Origin of the sequence: Mesorhizobium sp. WSM4906 (genome assembly GCF_029674625.1) — a bacterium.
In the GTDB taxonomy this organism is placed as follows: Bacteria; Pseudomonadota; Alphaproteobacteria; order Rhizobiales; family Rhizobiaceae; genus Mesorhizobium.
The window spans coordinates 2,771,711-2,793,827 of sequence record NZ_CP121355.1 but is presented as its reverse complement, the minus strand read 5'-3'; the positions used below and the strand labels follow the sequence as shown (position 1 = coordinate 2,793,827).

General features: G+C 64.3%; 18 protein-coding genes and 1 pseudogene. 14 read left to right on the top strand and 5 right to left on the bottom strand.

Annotation, left to right across the window (positions count from 1 at the left end; genetic code table 11):
- Positions 1 to 3: 3 nt before the first annotated feature.
- Positions 4 to 1,494: a D-glycero-beta-D-manno-heptose-7-phosphate kinase gene (rfaE1, locus tag QAZ22_RS13305; protein ID WP_278207221.1), complete on the bottom strand. Its 1,491-nt coding sequence runs from the start codon at positions 1,492 to 1,494 to the stop codon at positions 4 to 6.
- Positions 1,495 to 1,761: 267 nt separating this feature from the next.
- On the opposite strand from rfaE1, the gene rfaD reads away from it, so the two are divergent.
- From rfaD to waaC, 3 genes are read left to right on the top strand one after another with little or no spacing between them, the layout of a single operon-like run.
- Positions 1,762 to 2,709, top strand: coding sequence for an ADP-glyceromanno-heptose 6-epimerase (gene rfaD, locus QAZ22_RS13300; protein WP_278207220.1), 948 nt, complete (start codon positions 1,762 to 1,764; stop codon positions 2,707 to 2,709).
- Positions 2,682 to 3,689 carry a lipopolysaccharide heptosyltransferase II gene (gene waaF / locus QAZ22_RS13295; RefSeq protein WP_278207219.1) on the top strand — a complete coding sequence of 336 codons (1,008 nt, stop codon included), beginning with the start codon at positions 2,682 to 2,684 and terminating at the stop codon, positions 3,687 to 3,689. Before rfaD ends, waaF begins: the two co-directional genes overlap by 28 nt.
- The gene (gene waaC / locus QAZ22_RS13290; protein ID WP_278207218.1) at positions 3,686 to 4,660 is read left to right on the top strand and encodes a lipopolysaccharide heptosyltransferase I; all 975 of its coding nucleotides are present in this window, start codon (positions 3,686 to 3,688) and stop codon (positions 4,658 to 4,660) included. Before waaF ends, waaC begins: the two co-directional genes overlap by 4 nt.
- A gap of 4 nt (positions 4,661 to 4,664) precedes the next feature.
- Here waaC and greA read toward each other — a convergent pair whose 3' ends face one another.
- Positions 4,665 to 5,138, bottom strand: a complete 474-nt coding sequence (gene greA / locus QAZ22_RS13285; RefSeq protein WP_278074901.1) for a transcription elongation factor GreA — start codon at positions 5,136 to 5,138, stop codon at positions 4,665 to 4,667.
- Positions 5,139 to 5,183: 45 nt separating this feature from the next.
- Here greA and QAZ22_RS13280 point away from each other — a divergent pair, with 45 nt between their 5' ends.
- Entirely contained in the window at positions 5,184 to 5,372 is a 189-nt protein-coding gene (locus tag QAZ22_RS13280; RefSeq protein WP_278207217.1) for a hypothetical protein, read from the top strand.
- A gap of 37 nt (positions 5,373 to 5,409) precedes the next feature.
- On the opposite strand, the gene QAZ22_RS13275 is transcribed toward QAZ22_RS13280, so the two are convergent.
- Positions 5,410 to 5,955 carry a tetratricopeptide repeat protein gene (locus QAZ22_RS13275; RefSeq protein ID WP_278074902.1) on the bottom strand — a complete coding sequence of 182 codons (546 nt, stop codon included), beginning with the start codon at positions 5,953 to 5,955 and terminating at the stop codon, positions 5,410 to 5,412.
- 182 nt (positions 5,956 to 6,137) lie between these two features.
- Here QAZ22_RS13275 and QAZ22_RS13270 point away from each other — a divergent pair, with 182 nt between their 5' ends.
- The 4 genes and pseudogenes from QAZ22_RS13270 (at position 6,138) to QAZ22_RS13255 (ending at position 9,528) form a co-directional block, all read left to right on the top strand.
- Positions 6,138 to 6,563 (top strand): DUF3775 domain-containing protein, encoded by a 426-nt coding sequence (locus tag QAZ22_RS13270; RefSeq protein WP_278207216.1) that lies wholly within the window; start codon positions 6,138 to 6,140, stop codon positions 6,561 to 6,563.
- Positions 6,564 to 6,756: 193 nt separating this feature from the next.
- Positions 6,757 to 7,749: an extensin family protein gene (locus QAZ22_RS13265; protein ID WP_278207834.1), complete on the top strand. Its 993-nt coding sequence runs from the start codon at positions 6,757 to 6,759 to the stop codon at positions 7,747 to 7,749.
- A 120-nt stretch (positions 7,750 to 7,869) separates the two neighbouring features.
- The gene (locus QAZ22_RS13260) at positions 7,870 to 8,694 is read left to right on the top strand and encodes an extensin family protein (protein WP_278207215.1); all 825 of its coding nucleotides are present in this window, start codon (positions 7,870 to 7,872) and stop codon (positions 8,692 to 8,694) included.
- A 126-nt stretch (positions 8,695 to 8,820) separates the two neighbouring features.
- Positions 8,821 to 9,528 (top strand): annotated as a pseudogene (locus QAZ22_RS13255) (LssY C-terminal domain-containing protein).
- Positions 9,529 to 9,539: 11 nt separating this feature from the next.
- Here QAZ22_RS13255 and QAZ22_RS13250 read toward each other — a convergent pair.
- Complete coding sequence (locus tag QAZ22_RS13250) at positions 9,540 to 10,562, bottom strand: NAD(P)-dependent alcohol dehydrogenase (protein WP_278207214.1); 1,023 nt, start codon at positions 10,560 to 10,562, stop codon at positions 9,540 to 9,542.
- A 123-nt stretch (positions 10,563 to 10,685) separates the two neighbouring features.
- Between QAZ22_RS13250 and QAZ22_RS13245 the strand changes: the two genes are divergently transcribed.
- From QAZ22_RS13245 to QAZ22_RS13235, 3 genes are all read left to right on the top strand, one after another.
- Positions 10,686 to 11,597 (top strand): LysR family transcriptional regulator, encoded by a 912-nt coding sequence (locus QAZ22_RS13245; RefSeq protein ID WP_278207212.1) that lies wholly within the window; start codon positions 10,686 to 10,688, stop codon positions 11,595 to 11,597.
- Between the two features lie 89 nt (positions 11,598 to 11,686).
- Complete coding sequence (locus QAZ22_RS13240; RefSeq protein WP_278207211.1) at positions 11,687 to 13,000, top strand: hemolysin family protein; 1,314 nt, start codon at positions 11,687 to 11,689, stop codon at positions 12,998 to 13,000.
- Between the two features lie 422 nt (positions 13,001 to 13,422).
- Positions 13,423 to 18,228 (top strand): autotransporter outer membrane beta-barrel domain-containing protein, encoded by a 4,806-nt coding sequence (locus tag QAZ22_RS13235; RefSeq protein ID WP_278207210.1) that lies wholly within the window; start codon positions 13,423 to 13,425, stop codon positions 18,226 to 18,228.
- Between the two features lie 124 nt (positions 18,229 to 18,352).
- Here QAZ22_RS13235 and QAZ22_RS13230 read toward each other — a convergent pair whose 3' ends face one another.
- Positions 18,353 to 19,018, bottom strand: a complete 666-nt coding sequence (locus tag QAZ22_RS13230; protein ID WP_278207209.1) for a TetR/AcrR family transcriptional regulator — start codon at positions 19,016 to 19,018, stop codon at positions 18,353 to 18,355.
- A 159-nt stretch (positions 19,019 to 19,177) separates the two neighbouring features.
- Between QAZ22_RS13230 and QAZ22_RS13225 the strand changes: the two genes are divergently transcribed.
- Genes QAZ22_RS13225 through QAZ22_RS13215 form a run of 3 tightly spaced genes read left to right on the top strand, consistent with a single transcriptional unit; the run spans position 19,178 to position 22,101 of the window.
- Complete coding sequence (locus QAZ22_RS13225; RefSeq protein ID WP_278207208.1) at positions 19,178 to 20,185, top strand: efflux RND transporter periplasmic adaptor subunit; 1,008 nt, start codon at positions 19,178 to 19,180, stop codon at positions 20,183 to 20,185.
- Between the two features lie 6 nt (positions 20,186 to 20,191).
- On the top strand, positions 20,192 to 21,433 hold the full coding sequence (locus QAZ22_RS13220) for an ABC transporter permease (RefSeq protein WP_278207207.1): 1,242 nt from the start codon (positions 20,192 to 20,194) through the stop codon (positions 21,431 to 21,433).
- Positions 21,430 to 22,101 carry an ABC transporter ATP-binding protein gene (locus QAZ22_RS13215; RefSeq protein WP_278207206.1) on the top strand — a complete coding sequence of 224 codons (672 nt, stop codon included), beginning with the start codon at positions 21,430 to 21,432 and terminating at the stop codon, positions 22,099 to 22,101. The genes QAZ22_RS13220 and QAZ22_RS13215 overlap by 4 nt, the downstream gene beginning before the upstream one ends.
- Positions 22,102 to 22,117: the final 16 nt, after the last annotated feature.

Here is a 22,117-nt window from a genome sequence, read left to right as displayed (position 1 = left end):
CCCTCAATTCGTGCCGCCGGCGCGCAGCTTGCCGATCGTGCTTGTCGTGCTCTTGCCGGCGACGAGGTCGACCAGCACCACGCGCCCGCCTGCCTTCTGCACCACGTCGGCGCCGACCACGGTCTCGATCGTATAGTCCGCGCCCTTGACCAGGATGTCGGGCTTTAGCGCCTCGATCAGCTTGAGCGGCGTGTCCTCCTCGAAGACGACGACGGCATCCACCGAGGCAAGCGCCGCCAACACGCAGGCGCGGTCATGCTGGTCATTGACCGGACGTCCGGGACCTTTGAGCCGGCGCACAGAGGCATCGCTGTTGAGACCGAGCACCAGCCGGTCGCACTGGCTGCGCGCGGCATGCAGCAGGCTGACATGGCCGGCATGCAGGATGTCGAAGCAGCCATTGGTGAAACCGACGGTCAGCCCCTCCTCCTTCCACGCCGCCACCATCCTGGCCGCTGCCTTGGCGTCGAGAATGGCATCCTGGTGGACAACCGGCCCGTGCGAGCGGAACAGCGCGCCGGAGAGTTCCTCGACCGTCAGCCGCGCCGTGCCGCGCTTGCCGACCACGACCCCGCCGGCGGCGTTGGCGATCACGGCGGCATGCACCCGGTCGGCGCCCGCTGCGAGGGAAAGCGCGAAGGTCGCGATGACCGTATCGCCGGCGCCCGAGACGTCGAACACCTCGCGCGCCTGCGTGGAGATGTGGCGGGCATCCTCGGCGGTGACGACGCTCATGCCCTTTTCGCTGCGCGTGGCGACGATGAAGTCGAAGTCATGCGCGGCGATTAGGTTCCGCGCCGCGGCGACGATCTCCTCGTCGCCGAAGACCGCGCGCCCGACCGCCTCGCCAAGCTCCTTGCGATTGGGCGTCACCGCCGTCGCCCCGGCATAGCGCGCATAGTCGCGGCCCTTCGGGTCGACCAGCACCGGCTTTCCGGCATCGCGGCAGATGGCGATCAACTCGGCCGCCACGCCGTCGAGCAGGATGCCCTTGCCGTAGTCGGACAGGATGACGATGTCGGCGCGCGCAAGCGCGGCCTGAAAGTGCTCGACGAGCGCAGCCCGCTCACCGCGGGCCAGCGGCTTTATCTCCTCCTCGTCGAAACGCAGCACCTGCTGGTTGAGTGCGCTGAAGCGGCTTTTCGACGAGGTCATGCGGTCCTGGCGCTGCAGGAGCCCGTCGGTGTCGACGCCGCTCTCGCTGAGCATCCGCATCAGATTGTTGCCCGCCTGGTCGGCGCCGATTACCGACACGGGTATGGCGGCCCCGCCCAGCGAAACGATGTTGGAGACGACATTGCCGGCGCCGCCCATGTTGAGCGTCTCGCCCCGTCCATGCAGCACGGGGATCGGAGCTTCCGGCGAGATGCGCTCGATCACACCGTTGATGAAGCGGTCGAGGATGAAATCGCCCACCACCAGCACGGTGACGTCGCCGAACCGGGCGATGGTGCGATGCAAAGGTTCCGGAGAAGGCGGATTGTGCTTGATCATCTCACTGGCGCCCCGAGGGCGGATTTGGTCGGTTTGAAGCGCCGGAATTGCAGCGCCCATCGTATTTGCGATGCCGATATACCGCAATTGGGGCTAGCGCAACGGCAGGCTGCGAACCGGGCAGGCGGAACGGGCGCGAGTGAAGCGGGAGCTTTGCGGCGCGACTATGGCCAAGCATCGCCGGCTTAGCCCGCGAACGTGCTTTATCGACACTCCCGCCCGCCTCCCCTATAAGGGCCGGATTCGGCAACGCAAACAGAGGCCTTCATGATCATCGTCACGGGCGGCGCCGGCATGATCGGCTCCAACATCGTCGCCGCGCTCAATGCCGACGGACACGACGACATCATGGTCGTCGACGATCTGACCGACGGCCACAAGATCGCCAACCTGGCCGACCTCCACATTGCCGATTATCTCGACAAGGACGAGTTTCTGGTCCGGCTCGAGGATGGCGGGATCGGCCGCGTCGAGGCCGTCTTCCATCAGGGCGCCTGTTCGACCACCACCGAATGGAACGGCAAGTTCATGATGGACGTGAACTATGCCTATTCGAAGCGCCTGCTGCACGCCTGCCTCGCTCTGCGCGTGCCCTTTCTCTACGCCTCCTCGGCTTCGGTCTATGGCGGCGGCAGCGAGTTCCGCGAGGAGCCCGAGTTCGAGCGGCCGCTCAACGTCTACGCGTATTCGAAGAAGCTGTTCGACGACTACGTCCGCCGCAACGTCGACACCGATCATTCGCAAGTGACGGGCCTGCGCTACTTCAACGTCTACGGACCACGCGAGGCGCATAAGGGCGCCATGGCATCGGTTGCCTTCCATCTGTTCAACCAGGTCGAGCAAGGCCAGAACCCGAAACTGTTCGGCGCCTATGACGGCTTCGGCCCGGGCGAGCAGAGTCGCGACTTCATCCATGTCGGCGATGTCGCCGATGTCAATCTGTGGCTTTGGAAACGGGGCCTGAGCGGCATCTTCAACTGCGGCACCGGCCGCGCCCAGCCGTTCCGGGCCATTGCCGAGACGGTGATCGACACGCTCGGCAAGGGTGAGATCGAGTTCATCCCCTTCCCCGATCATCTCAAGGGCAGCTACCAGAGTTTTACGCAGGCGGATATGTCCCGCTTGCGCGCGGCCGGCTACAATGGCCAATTCCGCACCGTCGAAACCGGCGTCAGGGACTATGTCCAATGGCTGAAAGCCCAACGATCCTCGTGATCGGCCCACGCTGGGTAGGCGACATGGTCATGGCCCAGTGCCTGTTCGCGGCACTGAAGGAAAAGCATCCGAACGCCGCCATCGACGTGCTGGCGCCTGCCTGGGCAGCGCCCCTGGTCAAGCGCATGCCGGAAATTCGCTGCCAGATCGATTTCCCGCTGATGCCAGGTGCGCTCGAATTCCGCAGCCGCAGGCGCTTCGGCCGCCTGCTGCGCGGCCGCTACGACATGGCCTATGTGCTGCCGGGGAGCTGGAAATCGGCGCTGATCCCGTTCTTTGCCCGCATTCCACGCCGCGTCGGCTATTTGCGCGAAATGCGCTACGGGCTGCTGACGGACATCGTTCCGCTGCCCGACACCCTCAAGCGGCGCACGGCGCGAGCCTATTTCGGCTTGGCGCGCGGCGGCACGTTCCGCGCGCCGAAACTCACGGTCGATACGGCCAACCAGGCCGATCTACTGGCGCGGTTCGGGCTCGACGCCAAGCAGTTCGTCGCCTTGATGCCGGGCGCCGAGTTCGGCCCGGCGAAACGCTGGCCGAGCGAACACTATGCCGAGCTCGCCCGAGGCATGATGGCAAAGGGCTTGGGCGTCGCCCTGCTCGGCTCGAAGAACGACGCCGAAGTCACCGGCGAGATCGCAAGGCTCGCGCCGGGCGCCATCGACCTTGCCGGCAGGACGAAGCTCGAGGACGCCATCGACCTGATCGCCGCGGCCAAGCTTGCCGTGTCGAACGACAGCGGGCTGATGCATGTTGCGGCCGCCGTCGGCACGCCGATCGTCGCCGTCTACGGCTCGACCTCGCCCGAGAACACGCCGCCGCTGACCGATCGCTCGGAGCTGATCTGGCTCCAGCTTTCCTGCTCGCCCTGCCACAGCAAGGTCTGCCCGCTCGGCCATCTCAACTGCCTCAAGACGCTCGACGTCGCGCGGGTCGCGGCCGCGGCCGACCGGTTGCTCAAGGTTCCGGCAGCCGCATGAAGGTGCTGATCGTCAAGACATCGTCGATGGGCGATGTCATCCATACGTTCCCGGCTGTCGAGGATGCGCTCCGCAATCGCCCGGACATAAGTTTAGACTGGTGCGTGGAAGAGGCCTTCGCCGGCATCGTCGCCTTGCATCCGGCGATAAAATCCATCCATAAGGTGGCGATCCGACGCTGGCGCAGGAAGCCGTTCGACGGCGGCACATGGCGCGAAATGGCCGGCCTGCGCCACGCTCTGCGAACCGCCCACTATGACTTGGTTCTCGACGCCCAGGGGCTGTTGAAATCGGCCCTGGTCGCCAGGCAGGCCGGTGCGCCGATCGCCGGCTTCGACCGCTCCAGCGCCCGCGAGCCCTCGGCGACGCTGTTCTATCAGCGCAAATACGCGGTGCCGCGCGACCTGCACGCTATCGAGCGCACCAGGCGCCTGCTCGGCCTGGCACTGGGTTATCAGCCGGATCTTTCGACACTCGCCTCCGGCATTGTGCCGCCGGCAGGCGGGCTTACCGGGGTCGAGGGGAAAACAGCCTTCCTGCTGCACGGCACCAGCCGCGACGACAAGAAATGGCCGGTCGAGGACTGGATCGAGGCCGCGCGCCAATTGGTTGCCGGGCAATTCACGCCTGTCGTCACCTGGTCGAACGAAGCCGAAAAGCGCGTTGCCGAAGCCATCGCTGGCGCCGTTCCGAGAACGGTGCTGATCCCGAAATCGCCGCTCGCGGAAGTCGCCGCGATCCTTGGCCGGTCGACGCTGGTGATTGGCGCCGACACCGGCCTCACCCATCTCGCCAGCGCCTTCGGCCTGCCGACCGTCGCCATATTCCTTGCGACGGAGCCGGGCCTGACCGGCCCGCGCGGGCTGTTCTCGTCGACCTTGCTGGCGCCCGCCGGCAGCAAAGTCACGCCGATGGAGGTGGTGGAGGAGGCGGAACGGCTGCTTATGCTCAAGTCCCAGGCAGCGGCGTAAGGCCCTAAATGAACTGCACCTGGACGATCTCATAACCCCGGGCGCCGCCGGGCGCATTGACCTCGATGGCGTCGCCGACTTCCTTGCCGATGAGCGCGCGCGCGATCGGCGAGGAGATCGAGATGCGGCCGGACTTCACGTCCGCTTCCTGGTCGCCGACGATCTGATAGGTCTTCTTTTCCTCGGTGTCTTCGTCGACCAGCACGACGGTGGCGCCGAACTTCACCTTGTCGCCGCTGAGCTTCGAGACGTCGATGACCTCGGCCCGCGCGATCAGGTCCTCGAGCTCGTTGACGCGGCCCTCATTGTGACTCTGAGCCTCTTTCGCGGCGTGGTACTCGGCATTTTCGGACAGGTCGCCATGCGAGCGCGCTTCGGAAATCGCCTCGATGATGCGTGGACGCTCTTCCTGTTGGCGCCAGCGCAGTTCTTCCTTCAATGACGCGAACCCCTCGCCTGTCATCGGGACCTTGTTCATATGCCTGACCTTTCCTGCCACCGCCCCCGCTTATCGGGAGCGGCCTTGTCGATGGGTACAAAAAGAAAACGGTCCGGCAGCCTCGGGCTAACGGAACCGTTTCACCACAATTTCCCTGAATATAGCGATCTTCGTGTGATTTTCACGCCCAAAAATGAAGTTTGGCAAATTCACCACCGCTTTCGCGAACGGTCCGGCCGCGAAATGCGGCAGGCGGAAAAAAACCGGCCGTGATTGCGCACGGCCGGTTTTGGGGAAGCCGGTGGTCGAATCAGCTCCTCAGGAAATGATCGATCTGCTCGGACAGCATGCCGTATTCGCGCGAGCCTTTGCCGGTCCGCTTCTCGATCTCCATCAACTGCTGCTGCGCTCCGGCAAGATCGCCGATCTGGAGATGCGCCTCACCGAGATATTCGCGCACCAGCGTGTAGTTCGGGTCGATGCGCAGCGCTTCCTCGTAATAGCCGAGGCCGACGGTCACGCGGCCGGAATGGCGATGCGAATAGCCGAGATAGTTGAGGATGCGCGGATCCTGCTTGTTGGCGGCTAAAGTCAGCACGGAGATCGCTTCGTCATAGCGTCCGGCCATCGCCAGATCGTGGCCAGCCTCGTAGATGCTGTCGTCATCCAGCATGCCATATTGCGGCACGACACATTTCTTCTTCTTCTTGTCCCAGACCTCGCCTTTCTTGCACTGGGTGGTTGTCTGGCCGCCGCTAGTACCAGCACTACCGCCTTCACCAGCGGTGAAAGCAGGCGCCGCGAACAGCGGCAGGGCAGCAACAGCCATGACCTGGATAAGCAAACGTCTGCGCATTTAAGCCTCCGTGAGCGTGACAATGCCAGACTAACGCCGCTTCGATAGGGTTTCATCCCGAAAAGCCGACGGCTGCCAACTATTTGGACTTTCCGAGCGCGCCTCCCGCTCCTTGCGAACTGACGTGACGCGGGCCGCAAATCCGCTATCATCAGCTAAGCGCTTACGTGGGAGAAGGGCCCGTGCAGCAACGCCTCGAGAAGGAATGGGAGCTTTCAATCGATCCGGATACGGTGCGCCTGTTCATCCTCAAGGCCAAGGCGCTGAGCGCCGCCGTCAACGAGGATTACGACGACGGCGCCGAGCATGAGGTCGAGTTCGACGGCGGCACGCACGACAGCCACCATCACGACGGCCTCGTCGAGGAAGCTTCGGAAGACCTCACCGAAGAGGAATTCCGCGAGCTGATCAACGACCTCAACGTCGATGAAGCGGCAGAGCTGGTGGCATTGGCCTGGATCGGTCGTGGCGACTACGATGCCTCCGAATGGATCGACGCGGTGGCCGCGGCGCGCGAGCGCGCCAACAAGCGCACTGCAAAATACCTGCTTGGCCTGCCGCAACTCGCCGACTGGCTGGAGGAAGGCCTGGAGGCGATCGGCGCGTAACGGGCCGGTAACCGATTTTGATCGCAACGCCGCCGCCGCCAAGGCAACTTAACCATGCCGGCGCCGTTTCCGGCCGATGGCAACGCTGAGCTTTTCGAGATTTTGCAGACTGGCGCTGCCTTTGGCGGCGGCGACCTTGCTGATCACGCCGGCTGATGCCAAGCATCGCCACAGGCAGCCGCTGACACCGCGTATGGAGCAGCCGTTGACGCAGCGGGCCGATCGGCCCCTGAGGCCGAGGAGCAAGCACCGCGTGAGATCACGGGGGAAGCGGCATATAGCGCCAAAGCTGACGCGGCGACAAACGCAGGACCAGCCGACCTTGCCCGCCGATGTTCCGGTGCCGGAGCCACGTCCCGCGGAAGCGCAAAACGCCGACGCATCCGACCGGTTCAATCAGGAGAAGTCTCGTCAGGGAAGGCGGCAGCGCCCCGAGCCTTCGGCACCGGAGCCGTCAACCGACATGGACAATGAGCCTGAGGCGCCGGCCGCGGTGCCGATTCCGACACCAAGGCCCGACATCGCGGAACCGGAGGTCGAGCCGCCCGCCGTCGCGCCGAAGCCACCTGAAAAACCGGCTGATACCGGCGACAACAAACCGCTGCCCGATCCGCGCTCGGCCGATCGTCCCGCCGACAAGATGCCAGCCGAGGAAGTTGCCTGCCGTGAGCGCCTCAAGACGCTCGGCGTCGAATTCGAGGAGCACAAGGCCGAGCACGATGCTGCAATCGGCTGCTCGATCCCCTACCCCATCGTTCTGAAAACGCTTGGAAAATCGATCGGCATCGGTTCCGGCGCCGAGCTCAATTGCCGGATGGCCGAGGCTGCCGCGCACTTTGCCGCCGATGTCATCCAGCCGGCGGCGAAGGCCGAATTCGGTGCCGATCTCAAATCGATCACACAGGCTTCCGCGTTCGTCTGCCGTCCGCGCCACGGCGGCGAAAAGCTGTCGGAGCACGCCTTCGGCAATGCGCTGGACATCGCCTCCTTCACGCTATGGGATGGCAGGAAGATCGAGATCGGCCCGGTGCTGCCCGAAAAGGATGCAAACTTCCTGAACACGGTGCGCAAGGCTGCCTGCGGGCCGTTCAAGACGGTGCTCGGCCCGGGCAGCGATCCCGACCACGCGCTGCATTTCCACTTCGACCTCCAGCCGCGCCGCCACGGCGGGACGTTCTGCCAATAAGGGACGTTCTGCCGATAAGAACAGATGCCGCAATTCGGCCCCAGGCGTGAATACGGGCGCTGATCTTTCCTTTACTCTTGCCGACTAGACTTGTGCCATCCGGGGACAGGAAACCTTTCGATGGCCGGAAGACTTGGCGCCAACCTCGCCTTGGCGCGACTGAACGCTCCTGCGCGCTCTGCAGCCGTCAGGTTGGCCACCGGGCTTGCCATCGCTGCGATATCCGCCTGCACTACCGGCGATGTCTTCTCGCTGCAGCCGGCTGTCGACGTCGGTGGCCAGACCGCCGCTGTGCCCGAGGCGCCGCAATATTCTGGCATGCAGAGGCTTGTCCCATCCAACCCCTATATGACCCAGGCCGCCTATCCGCGCATGGATGAGCCGATGTCGCCGGTCGAGCAGATGCCGGCCAGCGAGATCGACTGCCGCAACGAATTGAAGCGCATGGGCGTCGTCTACACCGATATCCAGCCGATCCACGAAGGCCAGTGCGGCATCGACTTCCCGGTGAAAGTCTCGGCCATCGGCAGCGTCGAGATGAAGCCGGCCGCCACGCTGACCTGCAACATGGCCGCGACCTTCGCGGCCTGGACCCGGAACGAGCTGGTGCCGGCCGCCCGCTGGCGCTATTTCTCCGGCGTCAGGGCGATCCACCAGGGCTCGAGCTATTCCTGCCGCAACATCGCCGGCGAAGGTGTCTTGTCCGAGCACGGCAAGGGCAACGCCCTCGACGTCATGAGCATCGAGCTCAACAATGGCGACGACATCGACGTCCGCAAGCCCGGCCTGTTCGCCTTCCGCACCCGCGGCTTCCTGAACAATGTGCGCGCCGACGGCTGCCAGTATTTCAACACGGTGCTCGGTCCGGGTTACAATTACGACCACCGCAACCATTTCCATTTCGACGTCAAGAACCGCAGGAACGGTTATCGCGCCTGCCGCTAGAGCAATTCCAGGAAAACTGCGCGGCAGCCGTCCGGAATTGCGTAAAAACAAATAGTTAGCATTCCCCTGCCCAATCCGCTCGGCGCGGCATAGAGTGGCCGCGAACGGGCTCGGGAGCGGTTTCTCGTGAGTGAGCGAAGTCTTAGGCGGCGCGCGGCGATCTGGCTGGTGGCTTTCTGCGCCTTCTATCTGGCCTTTGCCTATCTCGCCGCGCCGGAATTCTGGACCTGGCGGGAGCGTGGCTTCCGCACGCAGCGCTTCGAGATGGTGACGCATACGCCGTAAGGGATTCCGGGCGATCCGATCAATGTCGGACTTGTCGGGACCGAAAAAGAGGTGGTCCACGCCTTTGCCGTCGCCGGCTGGGATACGGCCGATGCCGTCACACTGAGGACGGCGATCGACATCGGTGAAAGTGTCCTGTTCTCCCGGCCCTATCCCGATGCCCCGGTGAGCCGCCTGCTGTTCGAAGGCCGCGCCCAGGATCTCGCCTTCGAAAAGCCGGTCGGCGACAGCGCCGACAGGCGCCACCACGTTCGCTTTTGGCAGACCAACACGGCCGGCGACGACGGCCGCCCGCTCTGGCTGGGGGCCGCCAGCTTCGACCGCGGCGTCGGCCTCAGCCACGACACTGGCGCCATCACCCACCATATCGGCCCGGACATCGACGCCGAGCGCAACTTCCTGATCGGCGATCTCAAGGCGGCGGGTCTGCTGACCTCGACCAGCGAGATACCGGGGATCGGTGCCACGCGGGACGGCAGGAATGGCGGCGGCGATCCGTATTTCACCGACGGCCTCGCGGTAGTCGGCGTGCTGAAAACTCTGCCGTGACCGCGGCAAGGTCAGGTCATGGCGATGACGATCTTGCCGAACGGCCCTTTCTCCAGATGCCCGAAAGCCTCCGGCACGTCGTCGAAGCCATAGACCTTGTCGATGACGGGCTTGATGCCAAGCGCCTCGATAGCCTGGTTCATGCGCTCGAAACTGCGGCGGTGGCCGATGGAAATGCCTTGCACGACGATGCGGTTGCGCATGAACGGCAGGACCGGAAAGCTGATCTCCATGGCGCCAAGCAGGCCGATGATCGACAGCCGGCCATCGGCGGCAAGCGCATTGAGCGACCGCCTGGCATTGTCGCCGCCGACCATTTCCAGGATATGGTTGACGCCCAGCCCGTCCGTCAGATCGCGGGCTGCCTCGTCCCAAGCCGGCTGCGAGCGATAGTTGATCACCTGCCAGGCCCCGAGATCCTTGGCGCGCTCGAGCTTCTCGTCGCTGCTCGACGTGACGATGGCACGCAGGCCGAACGCCGCGGCGAACTGCAGCGCGAACAGCGAGACGCCGCCCGTGCCCTGGATCAGCACGGTCTGGCCCGGCACCGGCCTTGTCGCTTCGGCCATGGCGAACCAGGCCGTCAGCGCCGCGATCGGCAGCGTCGCCGCTTCGACATCGCTGAGCGATGGCGGCGCGAGCACCGCGGCGTCCTCGCCGAAGACGACACGCTCGGAAAGCATGCCCGAGAGCGACGAGCCCAGCGTGTGCTTATGGAGCACCGGCGGCGCATCGCCGTCCGGCCAGTCGGCGATCACCTGGCCGAGCACGCGCTGCCCGACCTGGAATCGGCTGACCGCGCTGCCGACGGCAACGACCTCGCCCACGGCGTCCGATGTCGGCACGAAGGGGAAGGAAAGATCGGGGATCAGCATGCCATCCACGATCAGCTTGTCCTTGTAGTTCAGCGAGACGGCTTTGGTGCGCACCAGAAGCTCATGCGGGCCTGGCTCGGGCATTCTGCCGCTCACAGGGTTCAGTTTTGACAGGCCGAACCCCGTCATCTGCCAGGACCTATTGCCGTCTGTGCTCATGTGGGGCGCTCCTTTATTGATGGCTGCGCCCAGACATCTATGCGATCCGACTATGGAAAATAATGCCGCAATGCGGGATATTCGACGATAGATTGAAGAGGAAAAATCTACAACGGGTGCATCATGGATTCGATCGACCTGCAAGGCATCGTCGCATTCGTTCATGCGGTTGAGGCCGGCAGCTTCACCGGGGCCGGCAAACGGCTGCATGTGACGAAGTCGGCCATCGGCAAATCGGTCGCGCAACTGGAGCAGCGGCTCGGCGTTCGCCTGCTCAACCGCACGACCCGCAGCCTCAGCCCCACCAGCGAAGGCTCAAGCTATTATGACGCCTGCGTGCGGGCGCTGGCGGAAATCGAGGCCGGACAGGCGCTGCTCGCGTCGAGCCGGCAGGTCCCGTCGGGCAGGCTGCGCATTGACGTCCCGCTCGCCTTTGGCCGCAGATGCGTCGCCCCCGTGCTGTTCGGCATCTCGAGCAGGTTCCCGGAACTGGCCATCGAGATTTCCTTCAACGACCGGCGCGTCGACCTGATCGAGGAAGGCATCGATCTTGCGGTGCGCATGGGCGATCTCGACGACAGCCTGTCATTGGCGGCACGCCGCATCTATGCCCAGCGCTCGGCGATATGCGCCTCTCCCGCCTATCTTGAAAGATATGGCAGGCCGCAGTCCATCGACGACCTCGCCCGCCACAGCATCATCGGCTATGGGCGCGAGGGTGTCGTTCGTCCCTGGACCATCAGGAGCCCCGACGGCCATCTGACGACCTTTGTCCCCAAGGCCAGGCTTGTTCTTGGCCACGGCGAACCGATGCTCGATGCAGTCCTTGCCGGCTGCGGCATCACCTTTCTGCCGACCTGGCTGGCGGCTGAGAGCCTGGCGCGCGGCGAGCTTGAAATGGTCGTGTCCGACTGTCTGGTCGAGAACATCGTCGTGCACGCGGTCTGGCCGGTGACGCGGGCGCTGACGCCAAAGGTGCGGGTCGTCATCGACGCGCTCGTCGGCCATTTTTCGGCGCCGCCTTGGGATGCCTGAACGGCTCGCCTGTCATGCCTCCAATTGTCATGCTCCAAAAATAACGGCGGACTATTTTCGAATGCACCGCGGCAATGCTATTGACGCGCATGCTTTATGTTGAAATCGCCGTCGTGGCCGTCCTCATCCTGGTGAACGGCCTTTTGGCCATGTCGGAGCTCGCTATCGTCTCGTCGCGGCCGGCCCGCCTCAAGGCGATGATCGACCGCAACGTCAGGGGCGCCGGCCGCGCGCTGGCGCTTGGCTCCAACCCCGGCAAATTCCTGTCGTCGGTGCAGATCGGTATCACCCTGGTCGGCGTTCTCTCCGGCGCCTTTTCCGGCGCCACGCTCGGCGAGCGACTGGCGCAATATCTGGCCTCGACCGGCATCCGCGAGAACATCGCCGACCCCGTCGGCGTCGGCATCGTCGTCGCACTCATCACCTACGCCTCGCTGATCGTCGGCGAGCTCGTGCCGAAGCAGATCGCGCTGAAGGATCCGGAGCGTGTGGCGGTCAGGGCGGCGCCTGCCATGACCATCCTCGCCACGGTATCGGCGCCGCTCGTCTTCCTGCTCGACATTTCCGGCCGCGCCGTTCTGTGGCTGCTCGGCCAGCACGGCGAGGCGGAAGAGAAGGTCACCGACGAGGAGATCAAGATGCTGGTCGCCGAGGCCGAGCATCACGGCACGATCGAATCCGACGAACGGCGCATGATCGCCGGCGTCATGCGCCTCGGCGATCGCGCCGTGCGCGCCGTGATGACGCCGCGCACCGAAGTCGACTGGATCAACCTGCAATCCGACGAGGCGGCGATCAGGCGGCTCCTGATGGAGACCCAGCATTCGCGCCTGCCCGCCGGCGACGGCAATGTCGATGCCATGGTCGGTGTCGTCCAGACACGCGACGTGCTGTCGGCGATCCTCGGCGGCAAGGTGCTGGAGCCGCGCCAGCATGTGCGCGCAGCACCCATCGTGCACGATCAGGCCGACGCGCTCGACGTGCTGGCGAAGCTGAAGGAATCGGATGTGCCGATGGCGCTCGTCCACGACGAATACGGCCATTTCGAAGGCATCGTCACGCCGGCCGACATCCTGGAAGCGATCACCGGCGTCTTCCGCTCGGACCTCGATGCCGGCGAGGAAGAAAACGCCGTCAAGCGCGAGGACGGCTCATGGCTGCTCGCAGGTTACATGCAGGCCGACGAGATGGCCGAGGTGCTGGGCATCGACCTGCCGGAGAACCGCGACTACGAGACGGTGGCCGGCTATGTGCTGTCGCATCTGCACCACCTCCCCAACACCGGCGAATGCGTCGACGCGCAAGGCTGGCGCTTCGAAGTGGTCGACCTCGACGGCCGCCGCATCGACAAGCTGATCGCCACCCGCCTGCCCGACGGCCACCGCCAGATCGCGCGGCGCTAGCCAACGCGATAGGCCGATATCCAGAGCGGCTCGCCGTTTCGCGGAAACGGCGAGCCGCTCTATCCCTTTGTTTGGATGCAATCCCGGCGGAAAACCCTTACACGCTTTTCCTGGAATTGCCCTTAGGCTTTGACGCATGGTTGGACTTCGTTCCTGAGGCAAACAGATGCTCGCCTCGGCGTTTCCGTATATGTTGCCGGCCCTGCATGACCGACATTTAAGTGAAAGCTTATTTTTGTCCATCTTATATTTTAAAAAACTAATGTTGCTTTGAAGTAACTCCAAGAAAAAATCCAGTACCGACAATTCAACTACAAGACACGGCTCAAACTCCAAGTTAACTTGTTGTCGGTTTGGTTCGGCGCGCCGCCTCAGATCGCGGGCATCCGGCGCGGGCGGCGTTTTTTTCGAGCGGGGGCACCATGAGAGCGAGCGGGCGCGCGCTTCGGCGCATTCGGGGAAGAAAACTGCTGGCCGGGGCAAGCGGTATCGCGGTCGCCTGCTGGTTTCCGACCACGGCTTCGGCCGCGACCTACGTGGTCAGCAACGCGACCGAGTTGAACAATGCCGTGGCCGCGGCAAACGCCGACGGCGACGCCAGTGCGACGATCGTGGCGACCCAGAGCTTCGTCGCGGGAAATATGCCGAACCCCACCAAGCCCATCACGCTCGACACGCAGGGCTTCACCATCACCGGCATCATCGGAAACAACTTCGGCGTCACGACCACGAACGGCAACCTGCTGACCTTGTCAGGGACGTTCCAGGGAGCGGCCAGTGCGGGCACCGCCGGCGTAGGCTTCAATCAGACTGGCGGCACCATTCCGAGCACGATCACCAACAATGGTACGATCACTGGCGGCTCCTCCAGTGGAGGCGCCGGCGGCGTAGGCCTTAGCCTTGCCGGCCTTACGACCTTCAATAACAGCGGTACCATCACGGGTGGCTCAACCGCAGCCGCCGCCAGCGGGGGCGGAACCGGCGCCCAGGTCAGGCGCGACTCGTCGATGACCAATTTCGGCACCATCGAAGGCGGCAGCAACACTGGCGGATTCGGAGGCGGCGTCGGTATCGACCTGGGCGGCACCGGCACCAACTCTACCGTGACCAATCACGGGACCATCCGCGGCGGGTCCGGTGCCGGCAACGGCAGTGGTGCACTAAGCTCAGGTCTGGGCATTTTGGTACGCAATGGAAGCGGCCAGATCGTCAACACCGGCACGATCGAAGGCGGCAATCTGGCCGCTGCGATCCGCTCCAACTCCGCAACCGAGACGATCGACATCGTCAACAGTGGAATAATTCGAGCCGGAACCGGCGCAACGGAAGCGATCGGATGGACCTCCGGCGTCACGCCGACCACAGGCTCGATTCACCTTGAGTTGCAAACCGGCTCGCAAATCTTTGGCAACGTGGCGGCGAACGCGACGGCGACCACGGATCTCCTTCGGCTCAGCGGAACAGGCATTTCGATCCTGGATGGTTCGATCGGTGACATCGGGCAATACCGGAACTTCGACGTCTTCGAGAAGACCGGTAGCGGCACCTGGGCGCTGACCGCTGACAATACGGCCACGACCAACTGGGATATTCAGCAGGGCACGCTGCAGCTCGGCAATGGCGGCACGAGCGGCTCGATCGTCGGCGATGTCACCAACAACGGCACGCTGGCTTTCAAACGCAGCGACACACTTGCATATTCCGGCATCATCTCCGGCACCGGCTCGGTGAGCCAGATCGGAACCGGCACGACCGTTCTGACCGGCACCAACACCTATAGCGGCGGCACGGCCATACTCGGCGGCATCCTCCAGGTCTCCTCGAACGAGAATCTCGGCGCGGCTTCCGGCGCGCTTACCTTCAATACGGGCTCGCTGCAGACGACGTCCGCGTTCACCAGCGGCCGCAATGTAACCTTGACTGGCAATGGCACGTTCCAGACCGATGCCGACCTTGGCCTGACAGGCGGCATCAGCGGCAGCGGCCTTTTCACCAAGACCGGCGCAGGCACACTGACTTTGTCGGGCAACAACAGTTATACCGGCGGCACGCGAATTCTGGGTGGGACGCTCGAGGCCGAGGGCGGCAACGCGATCGGCGACCAGTCTTCCGTGATTGCCCAGGCCGGTGTGTTCCGCGTCCTCGACAACGAGACCATCGGCACGCTCTCGGGAGATGCCGGCACCGTGGAGCTCGTCGGCAACCTCACGACCAGCACGAATTTCGCCAACACGACTGCGTTGTTTTACGGCGGCATCACCGGAACTGGCGGCTTCATCAAGAACGGCGCCTACCGCCAGGTGCTGGCCGGCAACAGCAGCTATCAGGGCGCGACACAAATCCTGGCCGGCACGCTCTTTGCGGTCGGCGCGGGCATCGACTCCATTCCAGACTCCTCGACCGTGACCGTGGCGGCCGGCGCCACACTGTCGCTTGTGCGGCCCCCTCTCTCCCCCATCTTTACGGGCATAGACAGCGATGACGAGACGATCGACTCGTTGTCGGGTGCCGGCAATGTGAATCTCGGCGACAGGAAGCTGACGATCGGCGGCGACGCCAGCACCACATTCTCCGGCTTGATCTCAGGCGCCGGCGGCTCTCTTGCCAAGCTCGGCAACGGCACGCTCACGCTCTCGGGCACGAACACCTATACCGGCGCAACGACGGTCGACTCAGGCGGGCTGCGCGTGAACGGCTCGCTCGGAAATACAGCAGTCAGCGTCAACAGCTCCGGCACCCTGTCGGGAGTGGGAACGATTGCAGGGCCGGTGACGGTGGACGGCACCGTCGCGCCTGGCAACAGCCCCGGCACGCTCACGGTCGGTTCGCTGACGCTCAACACAGGCTCGAATCTCGACTACGAGCTCGGCATTGCCGGGACGATCGGCAACGGCGTCAACGACCTGATCGAGGTCACCGGTGATCTCACCCTCGACGGCACGCTGAATATCACGGATATCGGCGGCTTCGGTCCCGGCGTCTACCGGCTCATGAACTACGGCGGTGTATTGACTGACAACGGCCTTCAGTTCGGGACCACGCCCGTCGCAGCGAGCGATCTCTTCATCCAGACCGCAATCGACGGACAGGTCAATCTGATCTCCACGGCCGGAGCAACTCTGAGCTTCTGGGACGGCGGCAATGCAGGGCTGCATGACAACGGCTTGATCGACGGCGGTGACGGCGTGTGGGATGCGACGAACCGCAACTGGACGGAAGCCGACGGCGCGATCAACGGGCCGTGGGGTCAGGATTTCGCGGTGTTCGCCGGTCGGGCCGGCACCGTTACGGTCGACGATTCCGCAGGTACGGTCGGCTTCACCGGCATGCAGTTCATGACCGACGGCTATGTGATCGACGGCGGCACGCTCACCACCAACACCGCCGCCACGATGATCAAGACCGACGCCGGCGTGACGGCGACAATCGCCGCGGATATCGCCGGAAGCGGCGGTCTGGTGAAGACCGATTCCGGCGCGCTTGTGCTTTCCGGCGCAAATACCTACAGCGGCGGCACGGCGATCTCGGCCGGTACGCTGATCGGGCACGCAACGAGCTTCGGCACTGGCGACATCCTAAACGACGCATCGCTCGTCTTCGACCAGCCGACCGACGCCACCTTTGCCGCCGCCATCGACGGCAGCGGCTCGCTCACCAAGAAGGGCCTGGGCAATCTCAACCTCACCGGCATCAGCGGCCTCGGTGGCCCGACCACTGTCGAAGCCGGCAAGCTTTCGGTCAACGGCTCGCTGGCCAACTCCGTCGTCACCATTCTGGGCGGCGGCGCGCTTGGCGGCAACGGCACGGTCGGCGCCACGACTCTGCAGGCCGGCGGCGTGATCGCGCCGGGCAACTCGATCGGTATGCTTACCGTCGATGGCAACTACACTGGCACCGGCGGGACGCTGGAAATCGAGGCGATGCTCGACGGCGATGCCTCTTCCACCGACCGGCTGGTCATCACCGGCGACACTTCCGGAGCAACCAATGTCAAGGTTATCGGCGTCGGCGGCTCGGGCGCGCAGACCAGCGAAGGCATCAAGATCGTCGATGTCGGCGGCATCTCGGCCGGCACGTTCAGCCTGCTCGGCAACTATGTCTTCGAGAGCGATCAGGCCGTCGTCGCCGGCGCCTATGCCTACCGGCTCTACAAGAACGGCATCAGCACGCCGTCCGACGGCGACTGGTATCTGCGCTCGTCGCTGATCAGCCCCAACGATCCGACGCCTCCCGTAGATCCGACGCCGCTCTATTCGCCCGCCGTGCCGATCTACGAGACCTATGCCGGCGTGCTGCAGAGCTTTACCCAGCTTGGCACGCTGCAGCAACGCGTAGGCAACCGCTCGTGGGGCGGAACGCGATCCGGTGCGGGCAACGGCGTCGAACAAGGCAGCCCGATCTGGGGACGCATCGAAGCGGCGCATAGCGAGTTCGATCCGGGCACGACCACGACTGGAGCCGACTATGACGCGGACCTCTGGAGGCTGCAGGCGGGTCTCGACACCTTGCTCTCCGAGACCGAAGCCGGTGTCCTGATCGGCGGCGTCACCGTCCACTACGGCACGGCCAGGTCGGACGTCTCCTCGGTCTTCGGTGTCGGCTCGATAGACGCGACGGGATATGGCTTCGGCGGCACGATGACCTGGTACGGCAAGAGCGGCTTCTATGTCGACACGCAGGCCGAGCTGACCTGGTTCGACAGCGATCTTGCGTCCTCGACCCTGGGCAAGACGCTCGCCAAGGGCAACGACGGCTTCGGCTATGGCCTCGGCATCGAGGCCGGGCAGAAGATCGCCGTCCAGGGCAACTGGTCGCTGACGCCGCAAGCGCAGCTCAGCTATTCCTCGGTCGATTTCGACAGCTTCACCGATCCCTATGGCGCCCTCGTCTCCAACGATCGCAGCGACAGCCTGGTCGGTCGCCTCGGCCTGTCGGCCGACTACGAGAGCGAATGGAAGGACAAGGCGGGCCAGTCGAGTCGCTCGCATGTCTATGGCGTTGCCAACCTCTATTACGACTTCCTCGACGGCTACGATGTCGACGTCTCAGGCACCAAGCTTGTCAGCAAGGCGCAGCCGCTCTGGGGCGGGCTAGGCGTCGGCGGCTCGCTGAGCTGGGCCGACGACCGCTACTCCGTCCACGGCGAGCTGCTGGCACGCACCAGCATGGAGGATTTCGGCGACAGCCAAGCTTTTGGCGGTACGGTCGGCTTCAAGGTGAAGTGGTAGGCACGACCGCCTGCTCGGAAGTCGGCCGTTCCCGTGGTCGTGCATCGAGAACCGGCTGAAGCACGACCTTCGCGGTGAACGGCGCTCCTCCAGCTTTCACGCGAACCGCACTGCGCGCGGACAATCAGGACTTCTCCCCCAGGAATGCTCGGCCGAAACCAGGCTCAACTGCTTCGATCGTCCCGTCAGGCAGCTTGAGCAAGCGGTCAACCGCGATGCCGTAGATCCGCAGCTGCTCCTCGAGCAGGTGCGCGGCTTCCTCGAGATCGCCTCCTTCGGCCTGGCGCAGCGCCCGATGCATCACGTCCCGGAAGATCAGCCTGATCTGCAGGAGCATGTCGGCGAATGCAATCGGATCGGGCACATCGAAGGTACCTTCTTCACTGCCCTTCCTCAGGAGGCGTGCGATCATCGGCAAAGCGAGCTCCCTGGCGGCCTCGTCGATCCTGTGGAAGAGCACGACGTTTTCCGGCCGAAAAACCACGGCGAAAGTTTTCCGGAGCTGCGGGGCCAACTCGACGTTGAGCCGCTGCGATCCGGAAAAAAGCGCGTTGAGCCGGCCGATGGCATCGAGCGAAGGATCTTCCAGCATGGGCTCGAGTTCGGTGAGACTCTCGCGCGCGATCCGCGCCGCGAGCGCTTCCAGCAGTGCCTCCTTGGAGGCGAAGTAGTGGTAGAACGCCCCCTTCGACAGACCGGCCTCGCGTATGATGTCGTTGACCGTCGTGTCGTCGTAACCACGCTGGAAGAACAGTCGCTGGGCACAGTCGAGAAGCTCGGCGGAGCGCACTTCCGGCGACTTTATCACTCTGGCCAATTCGGTTCCCTCGGACGTTACTGAAAGCGTGGTCGACAGGCGGGAACGCCTCCGCTGTCAATACGTTTCAAATAGTATAGACCGACGGTCGGTCTAATGCTATGGGTCCCGCCCTTGAAAGAGGAGCGCTTCATGCGCTTTAAACGCTGGATTGCAGGTATCGTCGTCGCCGCAGCGGCTGCGACCGCCGCGACTTGGTATATGCTGCAGCCGACGCCGATCTCGGTGGTGACGGCCAGGCGCGGCGACGCGGCGGAGATCGTCTATGCCAGCGGCTCGGTAGAGCCGAGGACCTGGGCAAAGGTGGCGCCCGTGGTCCGCGAGAGAATTGTCGAGCGGTGCGACTGCGAGGATTCGCGAGTCGAGCGCGGCGATGTGCTTGCCCGGCTCGACGATAGCGAGGTCAGGGCCGTTCTCGGCGAGCTCGAGGCGCGTCGGGCCCTGGCCGAACAGGAATTCCAGCGCCAGACGGTGCTCGCGGAAAAAAACGCTGCGAGCCAGCAGGCGCTCGATCAAGCGCGCAGCGAACTGTCTCAGATCGAAGCGCTGATCGCCGCGCAGAAAGCGCGCCTCGAAACCTACATATTGCGCGCGCCGAGCCCGGGCGTCGTGCTGAGGGAGGACGGTGAGGTGGGTGAGGTCGCCGAACTCGGCACCATATTGTTCTGGATCGGCGAACCGCGGCCGCTGCTCGTGGTCGCCGAGGTCAACGAGGAAGATATTGCGCGCGTCGAGGTTGGCCAGCGGACGCTGCTAAGAGCCGACGCCTTCCCGGGCCGGAACCTGGAAGCGGTCGTCGACCGGATCACCCCCAAGGGCGACCCGGTGACGAAGACGTATCGGGTTTACTTCCGCCTGCCGGACGACACGCCGCTCAGGATCGGCATGTCGACCGATGTCAACATCGTCACTCGCGTGGCCAGAAACGCGCTGCTGGTTCCCTCCGCCGCGGTTCAGGGAAACGATGTCGTCGTGGTCGAAGGCGACAGGGCGCATAAGCGCGAGATACGCGCCGGTATTCGCGGCGTGAAGGGCGTCGAGGTGCTGTCCGGCGTCGGCGAGCAGGATCGCGTCGTCTCGCCCTACCCAGCCGACCTCAAGGACGGGACGCGTGTGAAGATCACCGAGAAAGGCACGTGAGGCGAGATGCCGCTGATCCTCGACATCGCCGTCACGCATATCGCCGGCCGCGGCCGCCAGACGCTGGTGGCGTTGATCGGGGTGGCGGTCGGCGTCGGCTTCTCGGTCGCCATGGCCGCGCTCATGCAAGGCGGGCAGGACGATTTCGTCAGGCAGCTCGTCGACACCATGCCGCATGTCGACGTGACAGACGAGCAGCGCGTTGCTCGCCGCCAGCCTGTCGAGGACGTGTTCGATGCCGTTGCCATATCGGGGCTTAGGCCACGCGACGACCGCCGAGGCATCATCAATCCGACCGAAGCCATCGCATGGCTCGAAAGCTGGATACCTGGACGGTTCGCTGTCAGCCTAAAGACACAGGGCGTGATGCGCTATTCAAGCCGTGAGACCGGTGCCGCCATCATCGGCATCGAACCGGCGCGCGAGCGCGGCGTGTCGCCGATCGTGGATGACTTCGTCGCCGGCAATTTTGCGGCGCTGGCCGCGGGCGGAAACAACGTGCTGATAGGCGACACAATGGCGAGCAGGCTCGGTGCCGGGCTTGGCGACACGATAACGGCAGTGTCGTCGGAGGGGCAGACGCGCAACTTCAAGATCACAGGCCTGTTCCACACCGGCACGACCGCGCGTGACGAGGGCGAGGCTTACATTCTATTGAAAAACGCCCAGATCCTTGCGGAGCGGCCGAACGTCATCAACGAGATCCGGGTCAAGCTCGACGATCCGAACCGTGCGCCGCTGGTAGCGCACCGCACCGAGGCAGAACTCGGCTACAAGGCCGTGGCCTGGCAAGAGGCCAACGAAGCGATCCTGCAGGCCTTCGTCATCCGCAACATCATCATGTATACCGTGGTCGGCGCCATCATGCTGGTCGCGGGCTTCGGCATCTTCAACATCATCTCCACCATCACCCACGAGAAGACGCGCGACATCGCCATCATGAAGTCGCTCGGCTTCCCGGAAGCGGATATGCGGCGGCTGTTCCTGCTTGAAGGCGTGGCGATCGGCGCCGGCGGCTCGGCGCTCGGCTGCCTGCTCGGCTTCGCCCTGGTCTATGCGCTGTCGCTGGTGAGCTTCAAGATCGCCGCTGCCGGCCGGGAGATGACGCATCTGCCGATCGCCTGGAGCGCGCTGCACTACATCATCGCCTCGGTCTTCGCGGTCGGCTCGGCGGCCGTGGCCGGCTTTCTGCCGGCGCGGCGGGCGGCGAGGCAAAACCCGGTCGACATCATCAGGGGCGCGACATGAGCACGCTGATCGAGACCGAGGGGCTGACCCGAATTCTACCGGAGACGGTGCCGGTGACGCTCGTCAAGGACATTTCTCTCCGGATCGACGAGAAGGAATTCGTTGCCATCACCGGTCCGTCCGGCTCAGGGAAATCGTCACTGCTTTACCTGCTCGGCCTTCTCGACCGGCCGACTTCAGGTCGGCTCACGATCACCGGCCGTGACAGTGGTCCTATGGACGAAAAGGAACGCGCCAGAACACGGCTCGAGATGATGGGCTTCGTGTTCCAGTTCCATTTTCTGCTGCCGGAGTTCACCGTGCGCGAAAACGTCGAGATCCCGATGCGCAAGCTGGGCCTGCTCGCGAGAGGCGAGATGCACGAGCGCGCCGGCGATCTGCTCGGCTCGCTTGGACTGAGTGAGCATCTCGACCGACGGCCAGATCAGTTGTCAGGTGGCCAGCGCCAGCGGGTCGCGGTGGCGCGCGCGCTCGCCAATGACCCTCCGCTTATCCTCGCCGACGAGCCGACCGGAAGCCTTGACAGCAAGAGTTCCGAGCAGGTGTTCGAAATACTGCAGAACCTGGTGCGCGAGCGCGGCAAGGCGGTGGTCGCCGTGACGCATGACCTGGACATGGCCGCGCGCATGCAGCGCCGCATCCATATCGTGGACGGCAAGATCGCGTGAAGCGAAAGGACTCCGA

What these genes read in the sequence shown, in the direction of transcription:
- rfaE1 (WP_278207221.1), bottom strand. Translation starts at nt 1,494, where the DNA reads ATGATCAAGCACAATCCGCCTTCTCCGGAACCTTTGCATCGCACCATC.
- rfaD (WP_278207220.1), top strand. Translation starts at nt 1,762, where the DNA reads ATGATCATCGTCACGGGCGGCGCCGGCATGATCGGCTCCAACATCGTC.
- waaF (WP_278207219.1), top strand. Translation starts at nt 2,682, where the DNA reads ATGGCTGAAAGCCCAACGATCCTCGTGATCGGCCCACGCTGGGTAGGC.
- waaC (WP_278207218.1), top strand. Translation starts at nt 3,686, where the DNA reads ATGAAGGTGCTGATCGTCAAGACATCGTCGATGGGCGATGTCATCCAT.
- greA (WP_278074901.1), bottom strand. Translation starts at nt 5,138, where the DNA reads ATGAACAAGGTCCCGATGACAGGCGAGGGGTTCGCGTCATTGAAGGAA.
- QAZ22_RS13275 (WP_278074902.1), bottom strand. Translation starts at nt 5,955, where the DNA reads ATGCGCAGACGTTTGCTTATCCAGGTCATGGCTGTTGCTGCCCTGCCG.
- QAZ22_RS13265 (WP_278207834.1), top strand. Translation starts at nt 6,757, where the DNA reads ATGGAGCAGCCGTTGACGCAGCGGGCCGATCGGCCCCTGAGGCCGAGG.
- QAZ22_RS13260 (WP_278207215.1), top strand. Translation starts at nt 7,870, where the DNA reads ATGGCCGGAAGACTTGGCGCCAACCTCGCCTTGGCGCGACTGAACGCT.
- QAZ22_RS13250 (WP_278207214.1), bottom strand. Translation starts at nt 10,562, where the DNA reads ATGAGCACAGACGGCAATAGGTCCTGGCAGATGACGGGGTTCGGCCTG.
- QAZ22_RS13245 (WP_278207212.1), top strand. Translation starts at nt 10,686, where the DNA reads ATGGATTCGATCGACCTGCAAGGCATCGTCGCATTCGTTCATGCGGTT.
- QAZ22_RS13240 (WP_278207211.1), top strand. Translation starts at nt 11,687, where the DNA reads ATGCTTTATGTTGAAATCGCCGTCGTGGCCGTCCTCATCCTGGTGAAC.
- QAZ22_RS13235 (WP_278207210.1), top strand. Translation starts at nt 13,423, where the DNA reads ATGAGAGCGAGCGGGCGCGCGCTTCGGCGCATTCGGGGAAGAAAACTG.
- QAZ22_RS13225 (WP_278207208.1), top strand. Translation starts at nt 19,178, where the DNA reads ATGCGCTTTAAACGCTGGATTGCAGGTATCGTCGTCGCCGCAGCGGCT.
- QAZ22_RS13220 (WP_278207207.1), top strand. Translation starts at nt 20,192, where the DNA reads ATGCCGCTGATCCTCGACATCGCCGTCACGCATATCGCCGGCCGCGGC.
- QAZ22_RS13215 (WP_278207206.1), top strand. Translation starts at nt 21,430, where the DNA reads ATGAGCACGCTGATCGAGACCGAGGGGCTGACCCGAATTCTACCGGAG.